This is a genomic window from Shewanella litorisediminis, from assembly GCF_016834455.1.
GTDB lineage: Bacteria > Pseudomonadota > Gammaproteobacteria > Enterobacterales > Shewanellaceae > Shewanella > Shewanella litorisediminis.
Genome location: NZ_CP069213.1, coordinates 2,944,831 through 2,967,091 on the forward strand (window position 1 = coordinate 2,944,831; position 22,261 = coordinate 2,967,091).

General features: G+C 53.1%; 20 protein-coding genes. 4 read left to right on the top strand and 16 right to left on the bottom strand.

The features are described from left to right. The first annotated feature begins 83 nt into the window (after positions 1 to 83). On the top strand, positions 84 to 1,961 hold the full coding sequence (locus tag JQC75_RS12885; RefSeq protein ID WP_203324478.1) for a DUF885 domain-containing protein: 1,878 nt from the start codon (positions 84 to 86) through the stop codon (positions 1,959 to 1,961). A 525-nt stretch (positions 1,962 to 2,486) separates the two neighbouring features. Here the strand turns inward: JQC75_RS12885 and JQC75_RS12890 are convergent. The 5 genes from JQC75_RS12890 to trmB form a co-directional block, all read right to left on the bottom strand. After that, positions 2,487 to 3,428 carry a LysR family transcriptional regulator gene (locus tag JQC75_RS12890; protein ID WP_203324479.1) on the bottom strand — a complete coding sequence of 314 codons (942 nt, stop codon included), beginning with the start codon at positions 3,426 to 3,428 and terminating at the stop codon, positions 2,487 to 2,489. A gap of 316 nt (positions 3,429 to 3,744) precedes the next feature. Further along, entirely contained in the window at positions 3,745 to 4,557 is an 813-nt protein-coding gene (locus JQC75_RS12895) for a YggN family protein (RefSeq protein WP_203324480.1), read from the bottom strand. Positions 4,558 to 4,845: 288 nt separating this feature from the next. Next, a complete protein-coding gene (gene glsB / locus JQC75_RS12900) occupies positions 4,846 to 5,760 on the bottom strand; it encodes a glutaminase B (protein WP_203324481.1) in 915 nt (304 codons plus the stop codon). 3 nt (positions 5,761 to 5,763) lie between these two features. Then, a complete protein-coding gene (locus tag JQC75_RS12905; RefSeq protein WP_011760598.1) occupies positions 5,764 to 6,090 on the bottom strand; it encodes a YggL family protein in 327 nt (108 codons plus the stop codon). Positions 6,091 to 6,120: 30 nt separating this feature from the next. Further along, positions 6,121 to 6,837 (bottom strand): tRNA (guanosine(46)-N7)-methyltransferase TrmB, encoded by a 717-nt coding sequence (trmB, locus tag JQC75_RS12910; RefSeq protein WP_203324482.1) that lies wholly within the window; start codon positions 6,835 to 6,837, stop codon positions 6,121 to 6,123. Positions 6,838 to 7,086: 249 nt separating this feature from the next. Here trmB and mutY point away from each other — a divergent pair, with 249 nt between their 5' ends. Then, the gene (gene mutY, locus JQC75_RS12915; RefSeq protein WP_203327222.1) at positions 7,087 to 8,193 is read left to right on the top strand and encodes an A/G-specific adenine glycosylase; all 1,107 of its coding nucleotides are present in this window, start codon (positions 7,087 to 7,089) and stop codon (positions 8,191 to 8,193) included. 3 nt (positions 8,194 to 8,196) lie between these two features. Then, positions 8,197 to 8,472 (top strand): oxidative damage protection protein, encoded by a 276-nt coding sequence (locus JQC75_RS12920; protein WP_203324483.1) that lies wholly within the window; start codon positions 8,197 to 8,199, stop codon positions 8,470 to 8,472. A 455-nt stretch (positions 8,473 to 8,927) separates the two neighbouring features. Here JQC75_RS12920 and JQC75_RS12925 read toward each other — a convergent pair whose 3' ends face one another. From JQC75_RS12925 to JQC75_RS12940, 4 genes are all read right to left on the bottom strand, one after another. Further along, positions 8,928 to 9,602 (bottom strand): DUF5677 domain-containing protein, encoded by a 675-nt coding sequence (locus JQC75_RS12925; protein ID WP_203324484.1) that lies wholly within the window; start codon positions 9,600 to 9,602, stop codon positions 8,928 to 8,930. 769 nt (positions 9,603 to 10,371) lie between these two features. Then, complete coding sequence (locus JQC75_RS12930; RefSeq protein ID WP_203324485.1) at positions 10,372 to 10,746, bottom strand: hypothetical protein; 375 nt, start codon at positions 10,744 to 10,746, stop codon at positions 10,372 to 10,374. A 239-nt stretch (positions 10,747 to 10,985) separates the two neighbouring features. Further along, positions 10,986 to 11,825, bottom strand: a complete 840-nt coding sequence (locus JQC75_RS12935; protein WP_203324486.1) for a hypothetical protein — start codon at positions 11,823 to 11,825, stop codon at positions 10,986 to 10,988. A 122-nt stretch (positions 11,826 to 11,947) separates the two neighbouring features. After that, complete coding sequence (locus JQC75_RS12940) at positions 11,948 to 12,580, bottom strand: cytochrome b/b6 domain-containing protein (RefSeq protein WP_203324487.1); 633 nt, start codon at positions 12,578 to 12,580, stop codon at positions 11,948 to 11,950. Positions 12,581 to 12,725: 145 nt separating this feature from the next. Between JQC75_RS12940 and JQC75_RS12945 the strand changes: the two genes are divergently transcribed. Next, positions 12,726 to 13,217, top strand: coding sequence for a helix-turn-helix transcriptional regulator (locus JQC75_RS12945; protein WP_203324488.1), 492 nt, complete (start codon positions 12,726 to 12,728; stop codon positions 13,215 to 13,217). A gap of 53 nt (positions 13,218 to 13,270) precedes the next feature. Here JQC75_RS12945 and JQC75_RS12950 read toward each other — a convergent pair whose 3' ends face one another. The 7 genes from JQC75_RS12950 to JQC75_RS12980 form a co-directional block, all read right to left on the bottom strand. Continuing rightward, positions 13,271 to 14,008, bottom strand: a complete 738-nt coding sequence (locus tag JQC75_RS12950) for an SDR family oxidoreductase (RefSeq protein ID WP_203324489.1) — start codon at positions 14,006 to 14,008, stop codon at positions 13,271 to 13,273. Then, entirely contained in the window at positions 14,008 to 15,723 is a 1,716-nt protein-coding gene (locus JQC75_RS12955) for a cryptochrome/photolyase family protein (RefSeq protein WP_203324490.1), read from the bottom strand. Before JQC75_RS12955 ends, JQC75_RS12950 begins: the two co-directional genes overlap by 1 nt. A gap of 379 nt (positions 15,724 to 16,102) precedes the next feature. Beyond that, positions 16,103 to 17,008, bottom strand: coding sequence for a protein translocase subunit SecF (gene secF, locus JQC75_RS12960; RefSeq protein ID WP_203324491.1), 906 nt, complete (start codon positions 17,006 to 17,008; stop codon positions 16,103 to 16,105). A gap of 2 nt (positions 17,009 to 17,010) precedes the next feature. Further along, a complete protein-coding gene (secD, locus tag JQC75_RS12965; RefSeq protein WP_203324492.1) occupies positions 17,011 to 18,846 on the bottom strand; it encodes a protein translocase subunit SecD in 1,836 nt (611 codons plus the stop codon). Between the two features lie 63 nt (positions 18,847 to 18,909). Next, complete coding sequence (locus JQC75_RS12970) at positions 18,910 to 19,533, bottom strand: hypothetical protein (protein ID WP_203324493.1); 624 nt, start codon at positions 19,531 to 19,533, stop codon at positions 18,910 to 18,912. Positions 19,534 to 19,615: 82 nt separating this feature from the next. Beyond that, positions 19,616 to 19,816 (bottom strand): hypothetical protein, encoded by a 201-nt coding sequence (locus JQC75_RS12975; RefSeq protein ID WP_203324494.1) that lies wholly within the window; start codon positions 19,814 to 19,816, stop codon positions 19,616 to 19,618. Between the two features lie 223 nt (positions 19,817 to 20,039). Beyond that, positions 20,040 to 21,989 (bottom strand): methyl-accepting chemotaxis protein, encoded by a 1,950-nt coding sequence (locus tag JQC75_RS12980; protein WP_203324495.1) that lies wholly within the window; start codon positions 21,987 to 21,989, stop codon positions 20,040 to 20,042. Positions 21,990 to 22,261 lie beyond the last annotated feature (272 nt).

A 22,261-nucleotide genomic window follows, 5' to 3' on the forward strand; every position in this document is an offset into this window, starting at 1 on the left:
AGGGAAACATTTACTAACACTAAACTCTGAAATTTAGTCATGGCTTCTTTAGGATGTTTCCATCAACACGAGGAAGCCAAGTCATGCCAAACCCACATAAAAAGAAAAACAAACAATCTCTCCTGGCAGCCAGCCTGCTGCTCGCACTGGGCATTACCCCCGGTTTTAACGCGCTGGCAGTGCCACAAGGCACGATGCAGCAAGGCACGGCGCAGCAAGAGATGAGCGAATCAGCCAAAGCCAATGCCCTGTTCGAGACCCAATTTTTAGAAAACGTCATGGCAAGCCCCATCAGTCAAACCATGATGGGCATCAAGGGCGAAGACTATGGCAAGTGGGATGAAATAAGTGAAGCGGCCGATGCCGAGGATCTGGCCCGTGCCAAGCGTCATCTGGCACAGCTTAAGGCCCTCGATGCCAGCGCCCTGGATTCTCAAACGGCGCTCAGCCTGACACTGGCGCTGCAACGGCTGGAAAACAAGATTGCCGACCACAAGTGGCGCCTGCACAACTACCCTGTCAACCAGATGTATGGCGTCCACTCGATGACAGCCTCCATCCTTATCAACCAACACACGGTTGATGGCCTGGATGACGCCAAGGCCTATATCAGCCGTCTCAATGCCGTGCCCAAGCGATTCAGCGAGCTTAAGGAGGCACTGGAGCTCAGGGCTGCCAAGGGCATCATAGCGCCCAAGTTTGTGTTTCCCCACGTGATTAACGACAGCCGCAATATCATCAAGGGCGCCCCCTTTGAAGCCGGTGAAGACAGCACCCTGTGGGCTGACTTCAAGCGCAAGGTCGAGGCCCTGAATTTGGACTCAGCCACCAAAGAAAGCCTCTTCGACGAGGCCAAACTGGCCCTGAACAATGCAGTAAAACCTGCCTACGACGACCTCATTGTTTACCTTAATACCCTGGAGCAAAAGGCGGATACCCGTGATGGCGTGTGGAAACTGCCCGATGGCAACCACTTCTATAACAATGCCCTCAAGCGCACCACCACCACCGACATGGATGCCATCGCCATCCATGAACTGGGCTTGAAGGAAGTTGCCCGCATTCACAACGAAATGCGCGACATCATGAAAGAAGTCGGCTTCAAGGGCAGCCTGAACGACTTCTTTATCTTTATGCGTAACGACGAGCAGTTTTACTACCCCGACACCGACGAAGGCAAAGCCGCTTACATCAACGATGCCAAGGCCTTGATTGACAATATGTCTGCCCGCCTGGATGAGGTGTTTGCCATCAAGCCCAAGGCCGGGTTAATCGTTAAACCTGTTGAGTCATTCCGGGAAAAAAGTGCCGGCAAGGCCTTCTACAATCAGCCCTCTCCGGATGGCAGTCGTCCGGGCACTTACTACGCCAACCTGTACAGTATGAAGGCCATGCCCAAGTACCAGATGGAAGCCCTGGCATACCACGAAGGTTTACCCGGCCACCATATGCAAATCGCTATTGCCCAGGAACTGGAAGGGATCCCTAAGTTCCGCCGCTTTGGAAGTTACACCGCCTACAGTGAGGGCTGGGGCCTCTATACCGAGTATTTCCCACGTGAGATGGGCCTGTACCGAGACCCTTACTCCAACTTTGGCCGCCTTGCCATGGAACTGTGGCGCGCCTGCCGTCTGGTGGTGGACACGGGTATCCACGCCAAGAAGTGGACCCGGGAACAGGGTATTGCCTACTACAAGGAAAATACCCCCAACGCCGAGTCAGATGCCGTGAAAATGGTTGAGCGCCATATCGTAATGCCATCGCAGGCAACCGCCTACAAGGTAGGAATGAATCGCATTCTGGACCTGCGTGCCTATGCCCAGAAATCCCTGGGAGAGGCGTTTGATATCCGTGAGTTCCATACTCTGCTGCTGAAAAATGGCCCGCTGCCATTGGATGTGCTGGAGTCAAAGGTGCAGGAATGGGTTAACGACAGCAAGCAGCAAGCTGCCAGGCTGTAAATAGCTCAAAACGAAAAAAAGCCACAACTTCAGGGTTGTGGCTTTTTTTCTTGGGGCAAGCCCCAACTTGGTTGCCTGTAGACCGCACTTGTTAATTTAATGGCGGTTTATGTAGGGTACAGGGCATCCGAAATACTGTTTCATCCAAAAAAATCACCCCGGTACTGAGTCCGGGGTAAACCAAAAAACTAGGATGATGGTTTCAAGGCCGGACCGGTTTTAATAATAAACTCTGCCGGCATTGTCTTGAGACTTGCTCTTCGCGGACCTGCGCATCAACAGCGGAAGGGGTCATTTCCCCTGTCAACACGGACTCAGATCATCTCAATCCAATTGCTGACCATTGTATGAATTTACGAACAGACTTCAAGCAGCCTTAGAAAAAGTGCTTAAGCAAGCACTAAAAAACCGGCCAACTATGCCGGTTTTCAATTAACATCAACTGGTTGAATTATATATAAAAAGCCTAAAATTCAATACCGAGATCACACGATTATTCATTATCACAAACAATGAATTTTAAAATCATCGCCGCTCGTCATAAAGAGACTGATAGGGCGCATCCCAATACGGAGGCGTACCTATGTGATTTTTTATGAAGTCGATGAAGGAACTTACCTTGGGAGCCAGGTGTTTACGGCGGGGGTAAACCGCCTGCAGCGGCAGATGATGAGTCAACTGCCAATCACGCAGCAGAGGCACCAGGGTGCCCTTATTGATTTCGTCTTCCATCAGATAACTGGCGAGATACACTACGCCCAATCCGCTGACTGCGGCCGACTTGAGTGCAGGTGCATTGTCTACCCGGAAATTACCCGAGACCCCGATTTCACAGTAATCGTCGCCACGCTTGAATTGCCACACGCTGTGTTCATGCCACTCACCGTGATACACCAGACAGTTATGATCAACCAGTTGCTCTGGCCGGGTTGGCTCGCCATGGCGGGCAATGTACTCGGGAGAAGCCACCAGCAGGAACTGACACTTCATCAGGGGTCTGGCAACCATGCCAAGGGGCAGTTGCTCAGACATGGTCAGCAGCAAGTCCAAACCTTCACTGACAACATCCACTTTATGGTCCAGCAGGCTCACCTGCAGCTCAAGCTCCGGGTGTCTTGCCATAAACTCAGGCAATGCCGGAATAATGTGCATGGTTCCAAAGGATTGAGAGATACCGACTTTCAACACCCCGCGGGTGGCATCATTAAGGTTATGAACGCTGGCCACAGCCTGATCGGCATCGCGCAGCAGCTCTTCACCCTGCACATACAGCAGGTGTCCGGCCTCGGTAAGGCTCAAACTGCGGGTGGTGCGCTGAATAAGCTGAACCCCCAGTTTATGTTCCAAATCGGCCACCTGAGTACTCACCTTGGATTTGGAAATCCCGAGTTTTCTTGCCGCGGCACTGAAACTGCCGGCTCTGGCTACATGGGTAAAAATAGCAATGGGTTCTAACAGTTCTAACATGAAGGTGGCCTTAAGCTATGTTCAGCCTGTCCTCGCCAAGGGAGGAAAACGGGACAAACCAATGATAATCAATCAGATATACCAAAAAAGCACGTTAAGGTAGAGTCAGGAAGCCAGAATGAATCTGGTTTTTTGTTATTTTTTAGCAGTATAACAAAATTCGCCGCCGAGTCTCCAGTTTAGCCTTACCAAGACAGGTCATTAAACGGCAAATAAAAAAAGGCCCCGGGGATGGGGCCAAACGTTCAAGGAAGAACCAAAGGGATGTTACGTCGGGTGTTGCGTTCGGAATGTCAAAGTAATGCCAGGGTATTGCTTACTCACGAAGCTGGGCTTCTTTGCGGTCAGAAATCTCAAGCTCAGACAACTCAGGCACCTTGGTGCGAAGTTCAGACTCCAGTACCAGCAAGGTTTCAAACTGGTCGCATACTTTTGTGGCACGCGCTTCGAGAGACTTGGACTGACTCTCCATTTCCAGCTCAATCTGTTCGCCCATGGCTTCCATTTTCTTGCCAAAGGCCTCCATCTTGGCTTCAAAGCTGTCACCTTCAGAAGACAGGATCTCGGTGCCGAGCTTAATCATCAGAGTGCCAACCGACTCCTGCACCAGGTTTTCAATTTCACGTTCAAACTCCTTGTCGAACACTTCATCGATAGAACCATCGGTTACGCCTACGTAATAGCTGTCGCCATCCTTGTGCATGACTTCGCCGAGTCGCTCGTTCACATTATCCATCAGCTCTGCCACGCGGGCACCGGTCTCATCGCCCAGCAGCGGTGTAAGGGCTGTATTTACCGCGGTGCTGGCAAGGGTGATGGCATCGGTTACCAGGGCAACAAATTCGGGCACCTGGTTTGCCAGTGAATCGGCATAGTTGTCCACCAGCGCACGCTGCTCGGCATTGAGTTTCACTTCCTTGCCTTCCACAAAGAGTTTGCCGGGCTCGAAACGATAGAACTCATCACCTTTCTGGCTCAACACCAGCTTTTTAGGCTCAACCGAAATGTCGTAGTTGAGGTTAACGTCGCAGTTGTCGGTGCTGATGCCCTGCGCTTTTGCAGGTACAGCGACAGTGACGCCAATCAGGGTGGCCAGGGCTACGCCGGTGATAAGGGTTTTCGTTTTCATCGCATTTATCCTTGCGTCGTGATTTATATGTTTTGATATTGCGAAGGATGTGCCAACTTTTTTAACTTATTAATTTAAAATGAAATCTTACTGAAATGTGTAAATTCAGCTGCTTTTGCATGGAGAGCATCGGGGCTCAAAGTAGGAGATATCACCAAAAAGTGAAGCTTTTCACCAATAGGCGTGAAAAAGGAGTGGGGATGTTACAGAAGAATGACTGAAATAAGGAAATGGCCTTCCTCAAATAAGAAAGGCCATACTCATTAAGCACATCAAAAGGTAAAAAAATCAGAAGATTGAACGCCCCAGCTCCTGAGCCAACAGCTCAAGCAAGCGGGTACCCGCCAAGCTGTTTCCACTGGCATCGAGGGCCGGCGACCACACACATACCGACATATCACCGGGGATCACCGCAATAATGCCACCGCCCACGCCACTTTTACCCGGCATTCCCACACGGTAAGCAAACTCCCCTGCCCCATCGTAAAGCCCGGAGGTCGCCAGCAGCGCATTCAGGCGCCGGGTTTGGGTGGGCGATACCACCTCATTGCCATCAAGGCTTATTCCCTGATTGGCAAGATAAATCATGGCGCGGGAGAGATCGGCACAGCTCATGGAGAGCGAGCAGTAATGGAAATAGCTTCGCAGCACCTTGTCCACATCGTTATGGAAGTTACCGAAGGACTTCATCAAAAAGGCGATGGCCGCATTACGGGCGCTGTGCTGGTATTCAGAGTCGGCCACCACCTTGTCATAACAGACCTTGTGGTTTTGGCTCAGCATACGCACTATTTCGAGCATCCGCTGTTTGGGCGCGCCCAGGCGGCTTTGCAACAAATCGGCTATCACCAGAGCGCCGGCGTTGATAAAGGGGTTGCGTGGGATGCCCCGCTCAAGTTCGACCTGAACCAGCGAGTTAAAGGAGTGGCCCGAGGGCTCTTTACCCACCCGCGACCAAATCTCACGCTCTTCATAGAGCATCATGGCGCCGGTGAGGCTGAATACTTTGGAAATACTTTGAATGGAAAAGGCTTCTTGCCAGTCGCCCGCTCCCAGGGTGGTACCATCGATGGTGGTTACCGCGATGCCCAACTTATGGGGGGAGACCCGGGCAAGGGCCGGAATGTAATCCGCCACCTTGCCCTGTCCAAGCAAGGGTCTAACTTTGGCGACCAGGTCGTCAAGCAGAGCCTGCTCCAGCATGGATTAATCCCACCACAGATCGTACAGGTCGGATACTTCCACTTTGGCCACTTTCTGGCCTTCAAGAAATGCCTTTACAGCGGCACGGTCTTCATCGGTGCACTTACCCAGTGATTGGGTGGCAATAATACCTTCCCAATCCTTGTGTCCGCCGCCGTGGAAGCCCAGCTTACGTGGCTCAATCACTTCGTCGATAAACTTATCCACCAGGGCATCAATTTCTGCCTCAGCAACACTGTCATCAAACACCCAGCGTACATCGAAACCCAGTTCCTGAAACTCGTCCACACGCAGCTTTTTACGAAGACGACGGCTACGGTTTTTGGCCATGGTTATTTCCTCTTTCATGGATGGATAAAATTATTCAACACGCTCAAACATCAGATCCCACACCCCGTGACCGAGGCGCTGACCGCGGTTTTCAAACTTGGTCAGTGGGCGATGATCAGGGCGTGGCACATAGGTTTGGGTATCAGATTGATTCTTATAACCCGGTGCAGCACTCATCACCTCAAGCATATGCTCGGCGTAGTTTTCCCAGTCGGTGGCCATATGGAACACACCACCAATCTTGAGCTTGCGGCGCAAAAGCTCAACAAACTCCGGCTGTACTATGCGGCGCTTGTGGTGACGCTTCTTGTGCCATGGGTCCGGGAAAAACAGCTGCACCCGCGCCAATGAGCCATCGGGAATGGCGTTTTCCAGCACTTCAACCGCATCGTGGTGGTAAACCCTCAGGTTGGAGATCCCGGCATTGCCGGCCTCACCCAAACAGGCGCCCACACCCGGCTTGTGTACCTCAACCCCAATAAAGTTGAGCTCAGGGGCATTGGCGGCCATTTCCACCAGAGAGGCGCCCATACCGAAGCCAATTTCAAGCACTGTATCAGCTTCTCGGCCAAATACTTCAGTAAAATTAATCGCCTGTGGGCTGTAGTCGAGACCCATGGTTGGCCAGAAGCTTTCCAGCGCCTTGGCCTGCCCGGTAGTAAGACGTCCTTCACGCAGAACAAAGCTGCGTACCTTGCGAAGATAAACGCCATCCTCGTTAAATTCTGCGGTGGTTACTTCACTCATTCTCGCCTCGCATGGCCCGCCACTGTGCTGCGCGCAGGCGCAAAAAGCAGGCTTGTAAAAACAGACAAATCAAAAAGAAGGGGCATTATCCAAAGTTATTCTTTGAGCGCAAGCCCCGAAGCTGAAAAAGTATACCAGTCGCAGCCCAAGCTGCCAGCGTCATGGCGCAACTTGGCGCCAACCCTTGTGACTGCCATCACTCACCGTTACACTGCCGAGCCATCAGCTTCAGATTGGTTCACACTCTCCATGCCCGAGCAAACAGCCCGCATTCCTTTTGGTCAGCGTATCGTCCTGTGGTACGACAAACACGGCCGCAAGAGCCTGCCATGGCAGCAAAACAAGACGCCCTATAAGGTGTGGGTATCTGAAATCATGCTGCAGCAAACCCAGGTAGCTACCGTTATCCCCTACTTCGAGCGCTTTATGGCAAGCTTCCCCACGGTGAACGACCTTGCCAACGCCCATGAAGATGAAGTGCTGCACCACTGGACCGGCCTTGGCTACTATGCCCGCGCCCGTAACCTGCACAAGGCCGCGCAAATTATCCGCGACAGCCACGGCGGCGAATTCCCGACCGACTTCGACGCCGTGCTGGCACTGCCCGGCATCGGCCGCTCCACCGCGGGTGCCGTGCTGTCATTATCTCTGGGGCAACATCATCCCATTCTCGATGGCAATTTAAAAAGGGTGCTGGCGCGCCACGGCGCCATCGAAGGCTGGCCCGGTGAGAAACGGGTCGATACCGCCCTGTGGCAGCTCACCGAAGCGCTTACGCCCAGGGAAGACATACAAAAGTACAATCAGGCCATGATGGATATGGGGGCCAATATCTGCACCCGCAGCCGCCCCAAGTGTGGCGAGTGCCCGGTTGCCATCGACTGCAAGGCTCAGCTTGCAGGCCGTCAGGGCGAGTTCCCCGGTAAAAAGCCCAAAAAGACCATTCCCGCCCGGGAAGGCTGGATGCTTATTTTGCAGCAAGCTGACACGGTCAAGCTTATCAAGCGCCCACCCAGTGGCATTTGGGGCGGGCTCTGGTGCTTCCCCCAGTTTGACAGCCGGCAGGCGCTTCATGCCTTTGTCGAAGCCAATGGTTTGGATTCAGAAAATCTCACCCTGCTCGATGGCTTTCGCCACACCTTTAGCCACTTCCATCTTGACATTCAGCCGGTCAAACTGCGCCTTGGCAGCACACAGACAGAGGCGCTTATCATGGAAGATAACCTGAGTCTCTGGTATAACCTCCTCCAAGGCGAAAATCTTGGGCTTGCCGCCGCCACCGAGCGCATTCTGGCAAGCCTTGTAAGCGAACTTAAGCAAGAATCCGGCGGCAGCGCTGCCGCCCACAAGGAGTAAAACATGGCCCGTACCGTTCAGTGTGTGTATCTGGGTAAAGAAGCCGAAGGTCTGGATTTCCAGCTCTACCCCGGCGAACTCGGCAAGCGCATTTTCGACACCATCAGCAAAGAAGCCTGGGGCGAGTGGCAGAAAAAGCAGACCATGCTTATCAACGAGAAAAAATTGAACATGATGAACATGGACCATCGCAAGCTGCTCGAAGAGCAAATGCAGCTGTTCCTGTTCGAAGGCAAGGATGTTGAAATCGAAGGCTTTGTCCCTCCCAAGCCGGAATGATTCAGGGATGAATCGGTAACATCCTTTTTAATGCTGTCCTCGGCATGGCATGACTCTAAAGGCCCTCGCGGGCCTTTTTGCTATCTGCGAACTTGGATGCAGGTGAAATCCTGCGGAATTTTTCAGTGTAAACCCTGCGGGTTTTATTGAGAGTGTCGCTTTGCCAGCGACTTAAGGTCGTGGGTTTCCTACCCACACCCGGGGAAAGGGGGCCGTATTGACTGCCCCCTTATCCAATCCCCCAGCGACCCCAGACAAAGCCGGACACTTTGGCCTTATGGGCTGAAAACGGCCACCGCGACCGACTCGCTCCCAGCTCGACGGTCTCTGTCTCGGCTTCCATGCCTCGACTTGCCCGTTTCACTCCGCCCAACGCCCAAAGCGGCTTCGATGGGGGGTTGGATGCGTGCAATCTACAAGTGACGTTTTATGCCAGTACGATATTTTTTAACGCATCAATCAGCCGACGTGTCAGTGGTCGGCTGAATTGACTTGATATGAGTTTCGTTGATTTGATCTATGATTGCTTGAGCTTGCTGAATTCCTTGCTGAGATACATTGAAGAATTTCCAAGTGTCCCTCAAGCATAGCGCCAGCAAATTCACAGCCTGCTCAAAAAACATTATGGTTTTATCGTCTTCTGAGATTGTCCCAAGATAAGCATTATTATCTTTAGAATGAAACTCAATTAAGGACGATAAATTACCGTGGCTATGCAGCGATAATGCCTTGTAGTACCCATTAAATAAATCAGATAGGCCGGCTTTGCTAAAACGTTTGTTGACAGGTAAGAACTTACCAATTGATTTGTAATAGTCAGACCTTTCTTTGTCGACACCCTTACTAATCTCATGCAACTGCCAATAAAGCGATTGGGTCATATCTTCACAATGGGCGGAGTCTTCAATGCATGAAATCATGTCTGCGTAGGACTCCAGTGCTGTTCTTAAAATCACAGGTGCGCTAGAAATTCGATTCTGATTTAGCAGTAAAACAGCATCGAGGCAAAGCTCACTTATACGAGTGGTAAGTAGCAAAATATATTTTTCTTGGAGCGTATTGTATTCGAGTCCATCAAGTTCAGACTCTCTAAGCTTTAGCAATGACACCCAATTTTCAACAGTGCTCATACTTTCTAGAACTCATAACATTTTATTCATACGATCATACAAAGTTACCCTAGCTTGCAAGCTTGCCTCACCTTGTAAGGTATATTTTTCAATCCGCTATCACCGTCTGCCGAGGGTTACACCAATCCCGCTCGAAGCGGCCGCGGGGAGTTTGAGCGTATGGCGTTGCCGAGACAGGGATGTCGAGGCGCGAGAGTCGAGCAGGATGCGAGTCTCTCGTGTAGCCAAATGCGCTCACACTACCAAGGGGCCTTCCGCTTCGTTGCGGGTCGCAGGGGGATTGGACAAGGGGGCCAGTCGATACGGCCCCCTTTCCCCGGGTGTGGGTCGGAGACCCACGACTTTTGGTCACTTGCAAAGTGACTATCCAAACCAACGCCCTCGCGGGCAAACCAAACCCGGTTCAAGGCAACGCCTTGGATAAACTCTGCAGAGGAAGAAAGGATGGGAGAAAAGCCCGCAATCCCTTGCTGCCGCGCATCAAATCCACTGACGCCACAGTGGGAAAAGCATTACACAAGCAACACCTTAACCATTGTTTTAATTTGCAATATAGAGCTAAAGACACACTACAGCATGGCGAAATAACCGGCAAGCTCTGGCAGCAATGCGATTGAAAAGGTAGGGCATATACAGAAAACAAGAAAGAATGGAAAACAGATGAAATGAAACGTGAATGAATGCAGGTAGGGCAGAGAAGAAACCGTAAACAAAGCCGCCCTGCCGTCGGCGATACGGCCCCATACGTCGGGGCACGCCTGCTTGAATGCTAATCCGTGTAGCCTTTACGAACCAAAGAGAAACCAACCACACACTTGGTAAATTCTCCCTGGCCAGGCTGATACCTGAATGCCACCTTCACATTCGGGTTATCCAAGGCTCTTTGCAGCACAGCAACCTGATCATCATTCAATATCCGACTGCCGCAAGAAACACCTCCCCAGCGGTACTCCTCGTAAACACCCGAGGATATCTTGGTGAGAGCCTTACCGTGGTACTGCAAGTACTTATCTGCACTGGTGGTGTTTATCTCAAGAAATACCAGCGGGAATTCCTCGGTATCAAAATCTTCGGCCAGCACAGCGGTGGCGGATAATCCGTAAATCATCGCCGCCGACAAGCCCATCAGTTTTACTGTTTTCATCTTTGACCTCCATTTATATCAGCTCCTGTTAAAGCAGATTAAAGGTAGGTCTGATGCAGTGGATTCGCCAGTTTGCAAGGGACTCAGCGCCGCTTGCAAAGCAAAGGCCCCGGGCGTTTTTGCGGATGAACTGCCTGACCCAACAACTCTTTTTCCGGGCAGGGCAGCGACAATGTTTGACGGAAATTTATTCCGCAGGACATCAAAAAGGTGTCGCGGGTGTGGCACACAGACGCACACTAGTTATTTGCAGCATCCTTACCCTTTGGTGTATCAAGCGTGATGCGAACCCTGTCATTGAGACGGTACCGGTCAAAAACGTCAGCGTAATGCTTGCGGATAAGCCGCTCAATCAAGCCTGAATCCCGGGCTTGGGTTAAAGCCTTTGTCATAGGGGCCTGCAGCGCAGATTGAGGGCTTAAGTAAAACACAAAGTCGCTATCGTAAATCAGCACAAGCCCCCTCTCCACTTCCAGATCAGGGTAGATGGGCGCTTCTGTCACTATTTCATTTACGCCCCTGCTGAAGTAGTCAACGCCACGGTTACCTTTCGCCACCTGCTTGTAAAGCACTCGCCAGTCACCTTTAAGCTCAGTCACTGGCAACAGGTTATGGTGCCACACGGACGCATCAAACCACCCTATACCAAAGCCCGCGACTTTATTGAGCGCACGGAAATCCTCAAGGTTTTTCACCCTGTCGTAAACCCACTGCTGCCCCTGGGGAATAAACAAAATTCGATTGCCAATCAATCCATTGGTCAGGCCCACTGGAACCCGATGAAGACGGCTGTCTCGCGCCTCACCCGGCAAAAACCAGTGCACATCCAGCTTGCCAGACTCCAGCATCAGATTGATGCGGGTCTGGGGCACATCGACTGCACTGATAATCTGCAGCTCATGGCCCTGCAATCTGAAGGCTTCTATCAGCAATTCATGAAAAAACGCGTGGGTATTGTCGGAAAAGCTCGCCATTCGCACTGTGATTTGCGCCGAAGAGACCTGACTGGCATAGCTCCACAGGCTCAAGACCAGCATCCATCCGAGCAACCTGCGAAACGCGATGGAAAACCTTTGCATGTCTTTGACTCTGTATTCTTGTTGGCTGCCTACAAGCTAGTCCATAGGTATACCCGGGTCAAAAACTGACAGGCCAAAACCATCCATGGATCACCTTCTTTACCGGGTAGCCCGGTTCAGTCTTACTCATCCTTGTAGCCGGTGATCATAGCCTTGACCAAATTTTCGCCGTGGGCACGGGATGAAAAATACACGCCAGCCACATGCGCCAACACCAGCAAAAGGGTGAAATTGACAAAGAACTCGTGAAGTTCTTCCCAGAACTCTTCATCCGGGTGTTCTTTACCGCCCTGTTTGTCGTGGTCTTTATCATGGTCGTAGCCATCATCGACAACAGTGGCTGGCTGATACACCTCTTGCCCCCGGGAATCCACGGCAAGCGGCCCCTTGCCTTCAAAGCCGTAGGTTTTAAGCCCGGTAAATCCAGTCATGGCAATGCTTAACAGCAGGGCTATCACCATGAGTCCACCGGCGGGATTATGACCACGGTAGTGCGTCACATTCCCCGCCATCAATCCCTTGAGGTATGTGATGGCAGCTGCCGGTGAGCGCACAAAGTCGCTGAACCTGGCATGCTTGCTGCCTATAACGCCCCACAGGATGCGAGCCAGCAACAGCCCCATTATCAGGTAACCGCTGTATACATGCAGGCTTTCCCATTCATCTCCACTGAGGTAGCTGGTAAGAAAGGCGGCAACCAAAAGCCAGTGAAAGCACCGTACCACCCAGTCCCAAACATACACTTTGCCATTCATCTCTTTCGCCCCCATCGATTGGCCTGATGCCGAATAAGCCCTATTATGAGGCGTGCAAGGCTACGCAGAAGTGGGCAAAGGCCTGATACTTATGGTGTTGGGACATATGCCCCATAGCCGTTTTCTGATTAAATCCGGAGGCCCCTTGAACCGGGACACTATTACCTTAGTCGTGCTGCTGCTCGTGATTGTTGCCAGTGGCAGCGATATCTATATGGACCTGAAGCAGGGTGTATCCATGATGCACCTGATTGAGGAAACCATAGTGCTTACGCTCGCAGGCCTGCTGCTGAGCTGGTTTTCACTGAGCTACAAGCGCCAGAAACGGCAAATACAGGAGTTGTCGCAGGAATTGCTTGAAGCCCGCAATCAGGCCCTGCCCACAAATGCGGCACTGCTGGAAGCCCGCCACCGCCTCGCGGACTTGATGGCCGTTCAGTTTGAAGCCTGGGAGCTGTCACCCAGCGAAAAAGAAGTGGGCATGTTGCTGCTGAAAGGATTGTCGTTAAAAGAGATTGCCCTGCTGAGGGGCACCGCCGAAAAGACCATTCGCCAGCAGGCCTCTGCCATTTATAAAAAAGCCGGCGTCGTAGGCAGACATGGCTTTGCCGCCTGGTTTATTGAAGACTTTCTCTAGTCTTTAAATAGCCTATAACGTACAGAAAGAAGGCCGTTTACCGGGGCAACGCTTTACCAAGGGATAGCTGTACCATCATAAGCAAGGAAGCTGCCACTGTCGCAAACCTCAGCCCTCGCAATAATATCAATCAAATCAGCCGCTACCCGCTCAGGTAAAAACAGTTTTCCCTCGGGCACATTGGCTTGAAACGGCTCTGATAAGCGGGTCTTGGTGGTGCCGGGATGCAGCGCCAGTACCACGCCCTGTTTGAGGCAGCGTTGCCACTCCACCGCTAAGGTTTTAATCAGCATATTCAGCGCCGCCTTGGATGCCCGGTAACTGTACCAGCCCCCCAGGCGGTTATCACTGATACTGCCAACCCTGGCTGAAACCACCGCCATTTTCGGAGCCGAACTGAACTTCAATTTTGCGCTGAAGTGTTTGGCGAGCAGCAAGGTGGGCAAGGCATTCACTTTCACATTGTGCAGGAAAAACTCCCCATCAAACTGCGAAAGGGATTTTTCCGGCCCTTTGCTGCCTGTGTGCAACATGCCCACGCAGTTGATAAGCCAGTCCAGAGTCCCGAAGCTTTCGCTTAACGCCTTTATCCCGCCCTCATCGGTTGCATCGAGTCGATGCCAGTTGACTCTGGCAATGTCACCATCGGGTGACAGGGTGGCATAGAGCGACTCTGTGTTTGGGGGAGTATGGTAAGTGGCATGTACTTCGGCATCGGGAAACCTTGCCAGGGCTTGTTTAACCATGGCGTACCCTATGCCGCCGCTGCCACCCACAATCAAAATCTTCATCAAAGACACTCCAAATCCGCAATATACTGCTCGGCGGTGGTGAGAATCGCGTCGCGCTGCGCCTCTTCCATCTTGTACCAGCTGCTGAAAATCATCCCGATACGGTGGTTTGCACTGAGGCGCTCAGCGTGTTTATTCATAAAGCGCCAGTACAGGCTGTTGAAGGGGCACGAACCCGGGCCACTTTTGGCCTTGATGTCGTAATGGCAGCTCTGGCAATAGTCACTCATCTTATTGATATAGGCGCCGCTGGCGGCGTAGGGTTTGGTGCCCACGATACCGCCGTCGGCAAACAGTGCCATGCCGCGGGTGTTGGGCATCTCCACCCATTCGATGGCATCCACATAGATGCCAAGGTACCAGTCGTCCACCTGTTTGGGGGCGATGTCGGTGAGCAGACAAAAATTACCTGTGATCATCAGCCGTTGAATATGGTGGGCATAGGCGTAATCCAGCGATTGCCCAATGGCATGGCGCATACAGTTCATGCGGGTATTGCCATGCCAGAAATAGCCCGGCAACCTGTTTTGAGCGCCAAGGGCGTTAAGGCCGGCATAATCCGGCATATTGGCCCAATACACGCCGCGCACATATTCCCGCCAACCAAGAATTTGCCGGATAAAGCCTTCTACCTGCGCCATATCGACAGCGCCGCTTGCTCCATGAACGCAACTGGCCTCGTAGGTGCTGATAGCGGCATCTATCACCTCGGCCGGGTGCAGCAGTTTGCTGTTTATCGAAAAGGATAAGCGGCTGTGATACAGGCTCCAGGCAGATGGGTGCTTTGCCGTCATCGCATCCTGGAAGCGGCCAAACAGCGGCAGACAGTAACGGCAAAAATGGTCGAGCAGTGCCAGACTCTGCTCGCGATTGATGGGCCACAGAAGTGTGTTTTTTGTGGTCTGCGATGCACTGTCAATATCAGACTCAAGTTCAGGATCTGGTTGAGTTAATGGGGCAAAGAGGTCGCCGCTGGCGCTAGCCTCGCCTGCGTTCTTGAGGGTTTGCTTCTCTCCGGGCTCAAGATGACCGATAGTAACAATGCCATGACGCTGCAGGCGCGAGACTATCTCACTGATATCATTAGCAAACAACAAGGGCTGCGGCAGGCCTGCCATATCACCCGCTTTTAACTTATTGCGGTTACTGGCATCAAAATTCCACTGGCCACCCATTGGTTTGGCGCCATCCATCAGAATGTTAAAGCGCTTTCGCATCCGCCGATAAAAGCTTTCCATCAGAATGTGTTTGCCTTTGGGGAAGTGCGTATCTATCTCATCGAATGGCAGCAAAAAGTGCTCGCTATCCACCAGTGCAATCTGCACCCCGGGCACATCAAAGGCACCAAGCTGTGAAAGCAGCCGATATTCATCCGGACGCTGATACTCAAAGCGGCTTGCACCTGTAAGTTGCAGCACATGGGTGAGCAGCCCGGGCAAATCGGCAAACTCGGCGGTGTCGTCCAGGGTAAGGTGCAGCACCTCATGACCAGCGGCCTTGAGACACTTTGCAAAATCTGCCATGGCCGCGAAAAAGGCGCACACCTTTTGGATATGGTGGGTGACGTAGCTGTTTTCCTGCTTAAGCTCGGCGATGAGATAGAGCACGCCGTCATCACGCTGGCTGAACCAGGAATGCAGGCTGCTTAGCTGATCGCCAAGGATCAATCGCAGAGTGTGGTACTGAAAATGCCCCTTGGGGCTTTGGGGTAACATCAGTTTCTGGCTCGTTCCGGCTGAGTGGGAGAGGCCACGGCGACATACGCTTTGAATGCGTCGCTGCGAACGAGGGTTACAAGCAGCAGTTGCCGTGGCAGTCAGCTCAGATTACGCAACAGCGGCACAAAGCGATCATAAAAGCGCTACAGGGCCTGAAATCCTGAAACCCAAGACACTGTTATCAGAGAAACTTAAACCCGAGACACTTAAACCCGAGACACTTAAACCAGAGATGCTTCGGCCAATCCTACATCTTCCATTGGCCAACGGACGGGCTGTACCAATGGGTTGCGTCGACGTGATTGCAGATATCACAGTACAAAAATGAACGCCGGGGTGCACCCGGCGTTAAAGACAAGGCTACTTCGCGCTGCAGCTATTTACCTTGCGCGCCCTGGAGCTCGTTGTCGGGGGTTTTACGATAATGCTCAGGGCTCAAACCCAAGAGCTCCGGCAGTACTGTCCCCACGGATACAGAGGAGAAGGTGCCGGTGACTATGCCGACAAACATGGCCAGCGCAAAGCCTTCCAGCGGCGCGCCGCCAAGGAGCCACAAAGCACCTACGGTAATAAGGGTGGTGCCCGAGGTTACCATGGTGCGGGAGAAGGTTTGTACTATGGCCGCATCGTTAACCTCGGTGAGTCTGGACTTGGGCCTGGCTATCAAAAGCTCCCTTATCCGGTCGGCGATAATGATGGAGTCATTGAGGGAGTAACCCAGCACCGCCAGCACTGCCGCCAGCACAGTGAGATTGAACTCCATCCCCGTCAGCGCAAATACCCCAAGCACCAGAACCACATCATGCACCAGTGCAAAGAGCGCCCCCGCTGCGAGACGCCATTCAAAACGCAGCGACAAATAGCCCAGAATACAGAGCATGGCGATGAGGAGCGCAAGGCCACCCTGCTCGAAGAGCTCCTGCCCTACCTGGGGTGACACAGAGTCCCGGTCCAGCACCTGCATGGTGGGGTCTAGCTGCAACAAAGATTGATTAAAGTCGGCAAGGGTCTGGGTATCCAGGGTGGCCCCCATGCGAATCAAAAAGTGCCCCGGCTCAGTGGCAACCACCGAAATGCTGCCGTCACCAAGATGCGCCAGGGCGGTTTCGACCTGGTCAATCCGGGTATCGGTTGCCATGGCGACCTCAGCAAAGGCGCCGCCGGTAAAATCCAATCCGAGGTTAAAGCCCTGGGTGGTGATCGCCAGCACAGACAGCAGCAGGGCCACGATGGAAATCAGGCTCATCAGGTGTCTGAGCCGGGTGAGATTGAATGCTTTCATGGTTATATCCTCACTGCCTTACGCTCGTCGCGGCCATAAACCCAATTGATGATGAGCCGTGACATAAAAATACCTGTGATCATCGAAGTGATAAGGCCCAGCCCCAACGTCAGGGCAAACCCCTGAATGGGGCCATTGCCGATGGCGTAAAGCACCAGCGCTGTGATCATGGTGGTGAGGTTGGCATCCACTATGGTGCCAAAGGCACTGGTAAAACCCTTGTCTATGGCCAGAGCAAGGCTTCTGCCCTCCTTCATCTTGTCGCGGATACGCTCAAAAATCAGGACGTTGGTATCAACTGCCATACCAACGGTCAGCACCAAACCCGCGATTCCCGGCAGGGTGAGCACTGCGCCGGGAATAAGCGCCAGCAGCCCAAGCAGCATCACCAGATTGGCCAGCAGCGCCACATTGGCCACCCAGCCGAGGCGGCGATACCACAGCGCCATAAACAGCAGGGTTGCCCCCATACCCAGCGCCAGCGCAGCAAACCCGTTATGAATATTCTCGGCGCCCAGGCTTGGACCTATGGAGCGCTCCTTCTGAATGGTCACCGGGGCCGTCATCGAACCTGCCCGCAGCAGCATGGCAAGCTCCTGCGCCTCCCCATGGCTGCCAAGCCCTGTGATGGAGAAACGGTTACCCAACTGGCTGTTAATGGTGGCAACCGAAATCACCCGGCTGTCTTTTACCGTGCCCTCGGCGCTGGCTCGGTACTCACTGTAACGGGTGGCCATTGGCTCACCGATATGGCCGCGGGAAAAGTCAGAGATGCGTTTGCCACCCTCGGTATCCAGCACAATATTCACTGCCGGTCGCCCCATTTCATCGCTGCCGGCACGGGCATCGACTATGTGTTCACCGCCAAGAACCGGCGCAGGATTAAGCCCGATGCGGCCATCGCCAAAGGTTGTTTGCAGCGCATTGCCGCCTTCACTGAGTTCGTGAAAAGACAAGCTCGCCGTAGCGCCTATGACCCGCTTGGCGGCAACCGGGTCCTGTACCCCGGGCAACTCCACCAGAATGCGGTATTCTCCATGGCGCTGCACTATGGCCTCAGTTATCCCAAGCTCCTGAATGCGACCGCGCATGATGTTGATGTTTTCCTTAAGGGTTTGCGACACCAGGGCAGCACGCTCTGTGTCTTTGAGGCGCACAAAAAGCGCGCCATCAACGGACTCTGTCTGCCACTGGGGATAATTGAGCACCAACCAGCTTTTAAGCTCAGCAATACTCTTTTCGGCGCCGGATAATTTCAGCGCGTCGGGATTTGCCGGAAGCCCGCTTTCATCTTTCAGCACAGCAACCGATCTCAGCCCCTTGTCTCTGATGGCTTCACGAATGGCCCCGCTCAGGGCATCGCCCTGCGCCTTGAATACAGGCGCCGTATCGACCTGCATCAGAAATTGCACTCCACCGCGCAAGTCCAGCCCGAGCTTGATGGGGGACAAACCCAGCCTGCTGAGCCACTGCGGCGCCGCAGGTACCATGGAAAGCGTAATAGCCGCCGGGTCATGGGCCTGCCTGGCCAATAACTGGCGTGCTGCCATCTGCTGATTTTCATCGCTGAGGGTGATCTGGATGCCCTTGTCTTTGTCGCTGATGGCGGCTACGCCGATGTGGGCATCTGTGAGGATTTGCTCCGCCTGCTGCGGGCTAATCCAGGCGTCTTTACCCAGGGTCAGGGCGGCTCTTTCACCGTAAAAACTCGGCAGTGCCGAAAACGCCAGGAGTATCAGCGCCACCAGAAAGGTCAGCGCCAGCCAGGGGGTGGTTCGATTTAACGGTTTGCGGGCAACAGCGCGCCGCCCGCTGTTAAGCAGTTGATCGGTCAGCATAACATTCTCTTCTAATTTAGGTCAGGCAAAGTCCGCTGCGATTGAGCGGACCACTGATGGCGCTCAGGCCATGCCGGGAAGAGAAAGGTCGCGACTTTGGAGAAAGCGAAAACGCAGGTTGGACTCTTTCCAGCCACCGGGACGCAGACTTGCGCCGCTGTGGTAGGTCAAAGGCCAATCCAGTTGAGGGGGGAACTCTGTATCGGTTCGGGGTAAGAGTGCGGGCACCTCGGGCAAAGGTAGCTCAAGCGCCAGCACATATTCGGGGGTAAAGTCCCTGAGCCACTGCGCCGAGAGTAACTGCCATCGGTAGCCCCGGGGGATATTAACTACATGATTATCGAGCGGTGATGGTTGCATGCCTGATGACAAAGCCGATGAGAGCCGCTCACTGCCATCCCCATTGACCTGCAACCAGGCGTGCAAAGAGGCTGGTTTACCCAGGTTCAGGTGCATGGGCACCTGTGAAAGGCTCGTTGCAGTCTGATAGCCCATTGGCGCACTGTCAGTTGACTGGTGCAGAGCCATACTGGTGAGCGGATGCTCTGCATTAGCCCCTGCAGTAAGCATCCCTGAATTCACGCCCACAGATACCGACTCTGAGGCACAGCCAGCCGCTGCCCAGCTGCCAATCGACAGAAGCAGGCACACAAACATCCATTTAAACGCGGCGTGAAGGGCTCTCATGGTTAGTGATATGGGGGCGAAGCTGAATTAATCAAGCCCACTTGCCAAAGAGTTTCAGATACAGGCCTGGACAACTCTGCCGCTAGATTAGCCCCTGCTCCAGCGCGGCAAAAAAGAGGTCTTCATCATCGGCAAGGCGCGCCTTCAGAGGCTCACGCAGTTCCCTCACCGCTACGGTTTCATCATCTGCTCCCTGGCAAAGCACTTGAAAGCGTTTCAAGTTGCCAAGGGTCATGGGCTGCTCAAGCAGATGTTTGGCTTCGGCAAGTTTACTCAGACTCATGGCGATTCCTCTTCTTGGGTATCCCAGCCAGTGGGACACCATCAATAGGGGCCGACGCTCTTCCAGAAACTGCTTTGGTCCAAGCAAAACCTGCGGCCAGTGAATAATCAATAAGGTTTGTGAATAACAGTGCTTTGATAACACGCCAAATGCGGCGCGCCAATAACAAAAGCCCCGACATTGCAAAGGCCAGACCAGCCATGCAACGCCGGGGCTTGGGAGATCAGAGCCTGAATCGCCCGACTATGCCACTGAGCTTACTGGATATTCCGCTGATGCCGTTGGCCGAATTTTGCACCTGCTCACTGCCTTGGGCATTCTTGCGGGCCAATGCACTGATTTCCTCCACGCTCAGGTTAATGGTGTTGACCACAGTGGTCTGCTCCTCGGCGGCAACTGCAATCTGGTGGTTCATATCGCGAATGGCCATCACCGAATCAGCAATCGCCCCCAGGGCAGCAATGGCCTTATTCGCCTTGTCTGACGTTTGGGTGGCCTCGGTGACACTCAGCCTCATGGATTCAACCGAACGGCGGGATTCAGCCTGCAATCGACCAATTAAAGCCTGAATTTCAGCTGTGCTGTTCTGGGTGCGGCTGGCAAGATTCCTCACCTCATCGGCCACCACAGCAAAGCCGCGGCCCTGCTCACCGGCGCGGGCCGCTTCTATGGCGGCATTGAGCGCAAGCAAGTTGGTTTGCTCGGCAATGCCCCGAATAACGCCAAGAATGGCGCCAACGTTTTCGGTTTCTTTCTCTAGATTCTCAATAATGCCGCTCACATCCCTGATGTTATCCACCAACACCATGATGCTGCGTCGGGTGTCTTCCACAATTCCCATTCCATCCTGGGCATGGTGATCGGCCTCAGAGGCCATTTCTGACGCGCGCTGGGCGTTTCGGGCGATGTCATCCACAGTATGGGTCATCTCCTGCATGGCTGAGGCGGTGTGCACCAACTGATCGGCTTGAGATTCAGAGTTCACCCTGCTCTCCTGGGTTACCCCAAGCATGCCACTGGAAGACTCTCCCAGGGTTCGGGAAGCGTCGGTCAGCTCGCTGACGATACGCCGCAGATTGTCATTCATTTCGGCCATGGCCGCATAAATACCTGTACTGCCTTCGCGTTGGAAATTCTGCCCCAGGTTTCCGCCGGCAATTTCGCGGGCGATGGACGCCATTTCTCTGGGCTCGCCACCCACAGGTCGACGAATACCACGCACTACGGTGATGGCCAGCCAAATAGCCAGCAACAGCGCCGCTATGGCAACCACAACAACCGTATCTATGGCGTTTTCCCTTTCCTGCTGGGTGTGCAACCCCAGTTCATCCTGTTGCTGCTCAATCGCTTTATTGTATTCCTCGAGCACACCGGCCACGTTGGGTCCGATGACATTCAACCCCTCATTGATGCGTTTGTTCTGGTCCTGAATAATGCCGAAAACCGCTTTAAGGGCATCACGATATTGAATTCGTCCCTCATCAATACCCTGCACCTTGTCGGCAATAACAGACGCACTATCAACACTTTTAAGGCCATTAATGGTGCCGTCGAGGGCAGAGAGTTCCTGCAACGCCCGCTTATAGTCCTCTTCTCTGTTGGAAATCAGAAAACTGGCAGCAAAAAGCCGGGCAAGCATCAGTTTTTCCTGGCTCCTTGCCGCAATAAACAGGCCTTCAGCGTCCCCTTCCTGATACATGGCGGTGATCACATCGGTCACGTTTTCGCGCATTCTCAGCCCGGCAGGGTCCAACAAATCGCGCACCACCTGATTGCGAGCGGCAAAATCGCCTGTCACGGCTTTAAAGGTGGAAGCATAGCTTTTCACCAGCCCATCGGCCTGTGCCAGAAGACTATCCCGACCGGCATCAAGCTCCAATTCCCTGGCATTGGTAAAGTCTTGATTGAGTTCTGCTATGTTTTTCTGAAATGACTGATAAATGGCGTCGTCGGGAGTATTAAGGTATCTGAGTACATCGACCCGAGCCCGGAGCAAGGTGGCTTCAGCTTCACTGGCGGCATTTGAGCTTTTCGCCAACTGTCCATATTCGCTGAAGTTTTCGAAGCCGTCTGTCAATCCCCTGTATCCGGCCACTGTGACTACCAATAAGAGAACAATCACCACACCGAAAGAGTAATAGAGCTGCTGAGAAAGCCTCAGGCTGGAAAACATACGGGATCTCCTGTTTTTTGAGTTATATAAATCCGCACACCTCCCTGACAGTCGGAATGGTTCCGCAGTGCACGACGAGAATCAACCAACCAAGCACGCCCCGGCACCGCAATAACCCGCCAATCCTTGTTTCAATATAATTAACTAAATGTAAAGAAATAACAACGATTTGACATATACAGACACTAATACCATGTCATTTTCGCTCGGCTCTCCCCCAACGGCAACGCCCCCTAGCGGTAAGACCATACCCATCCAGGTGAACTTCCTGT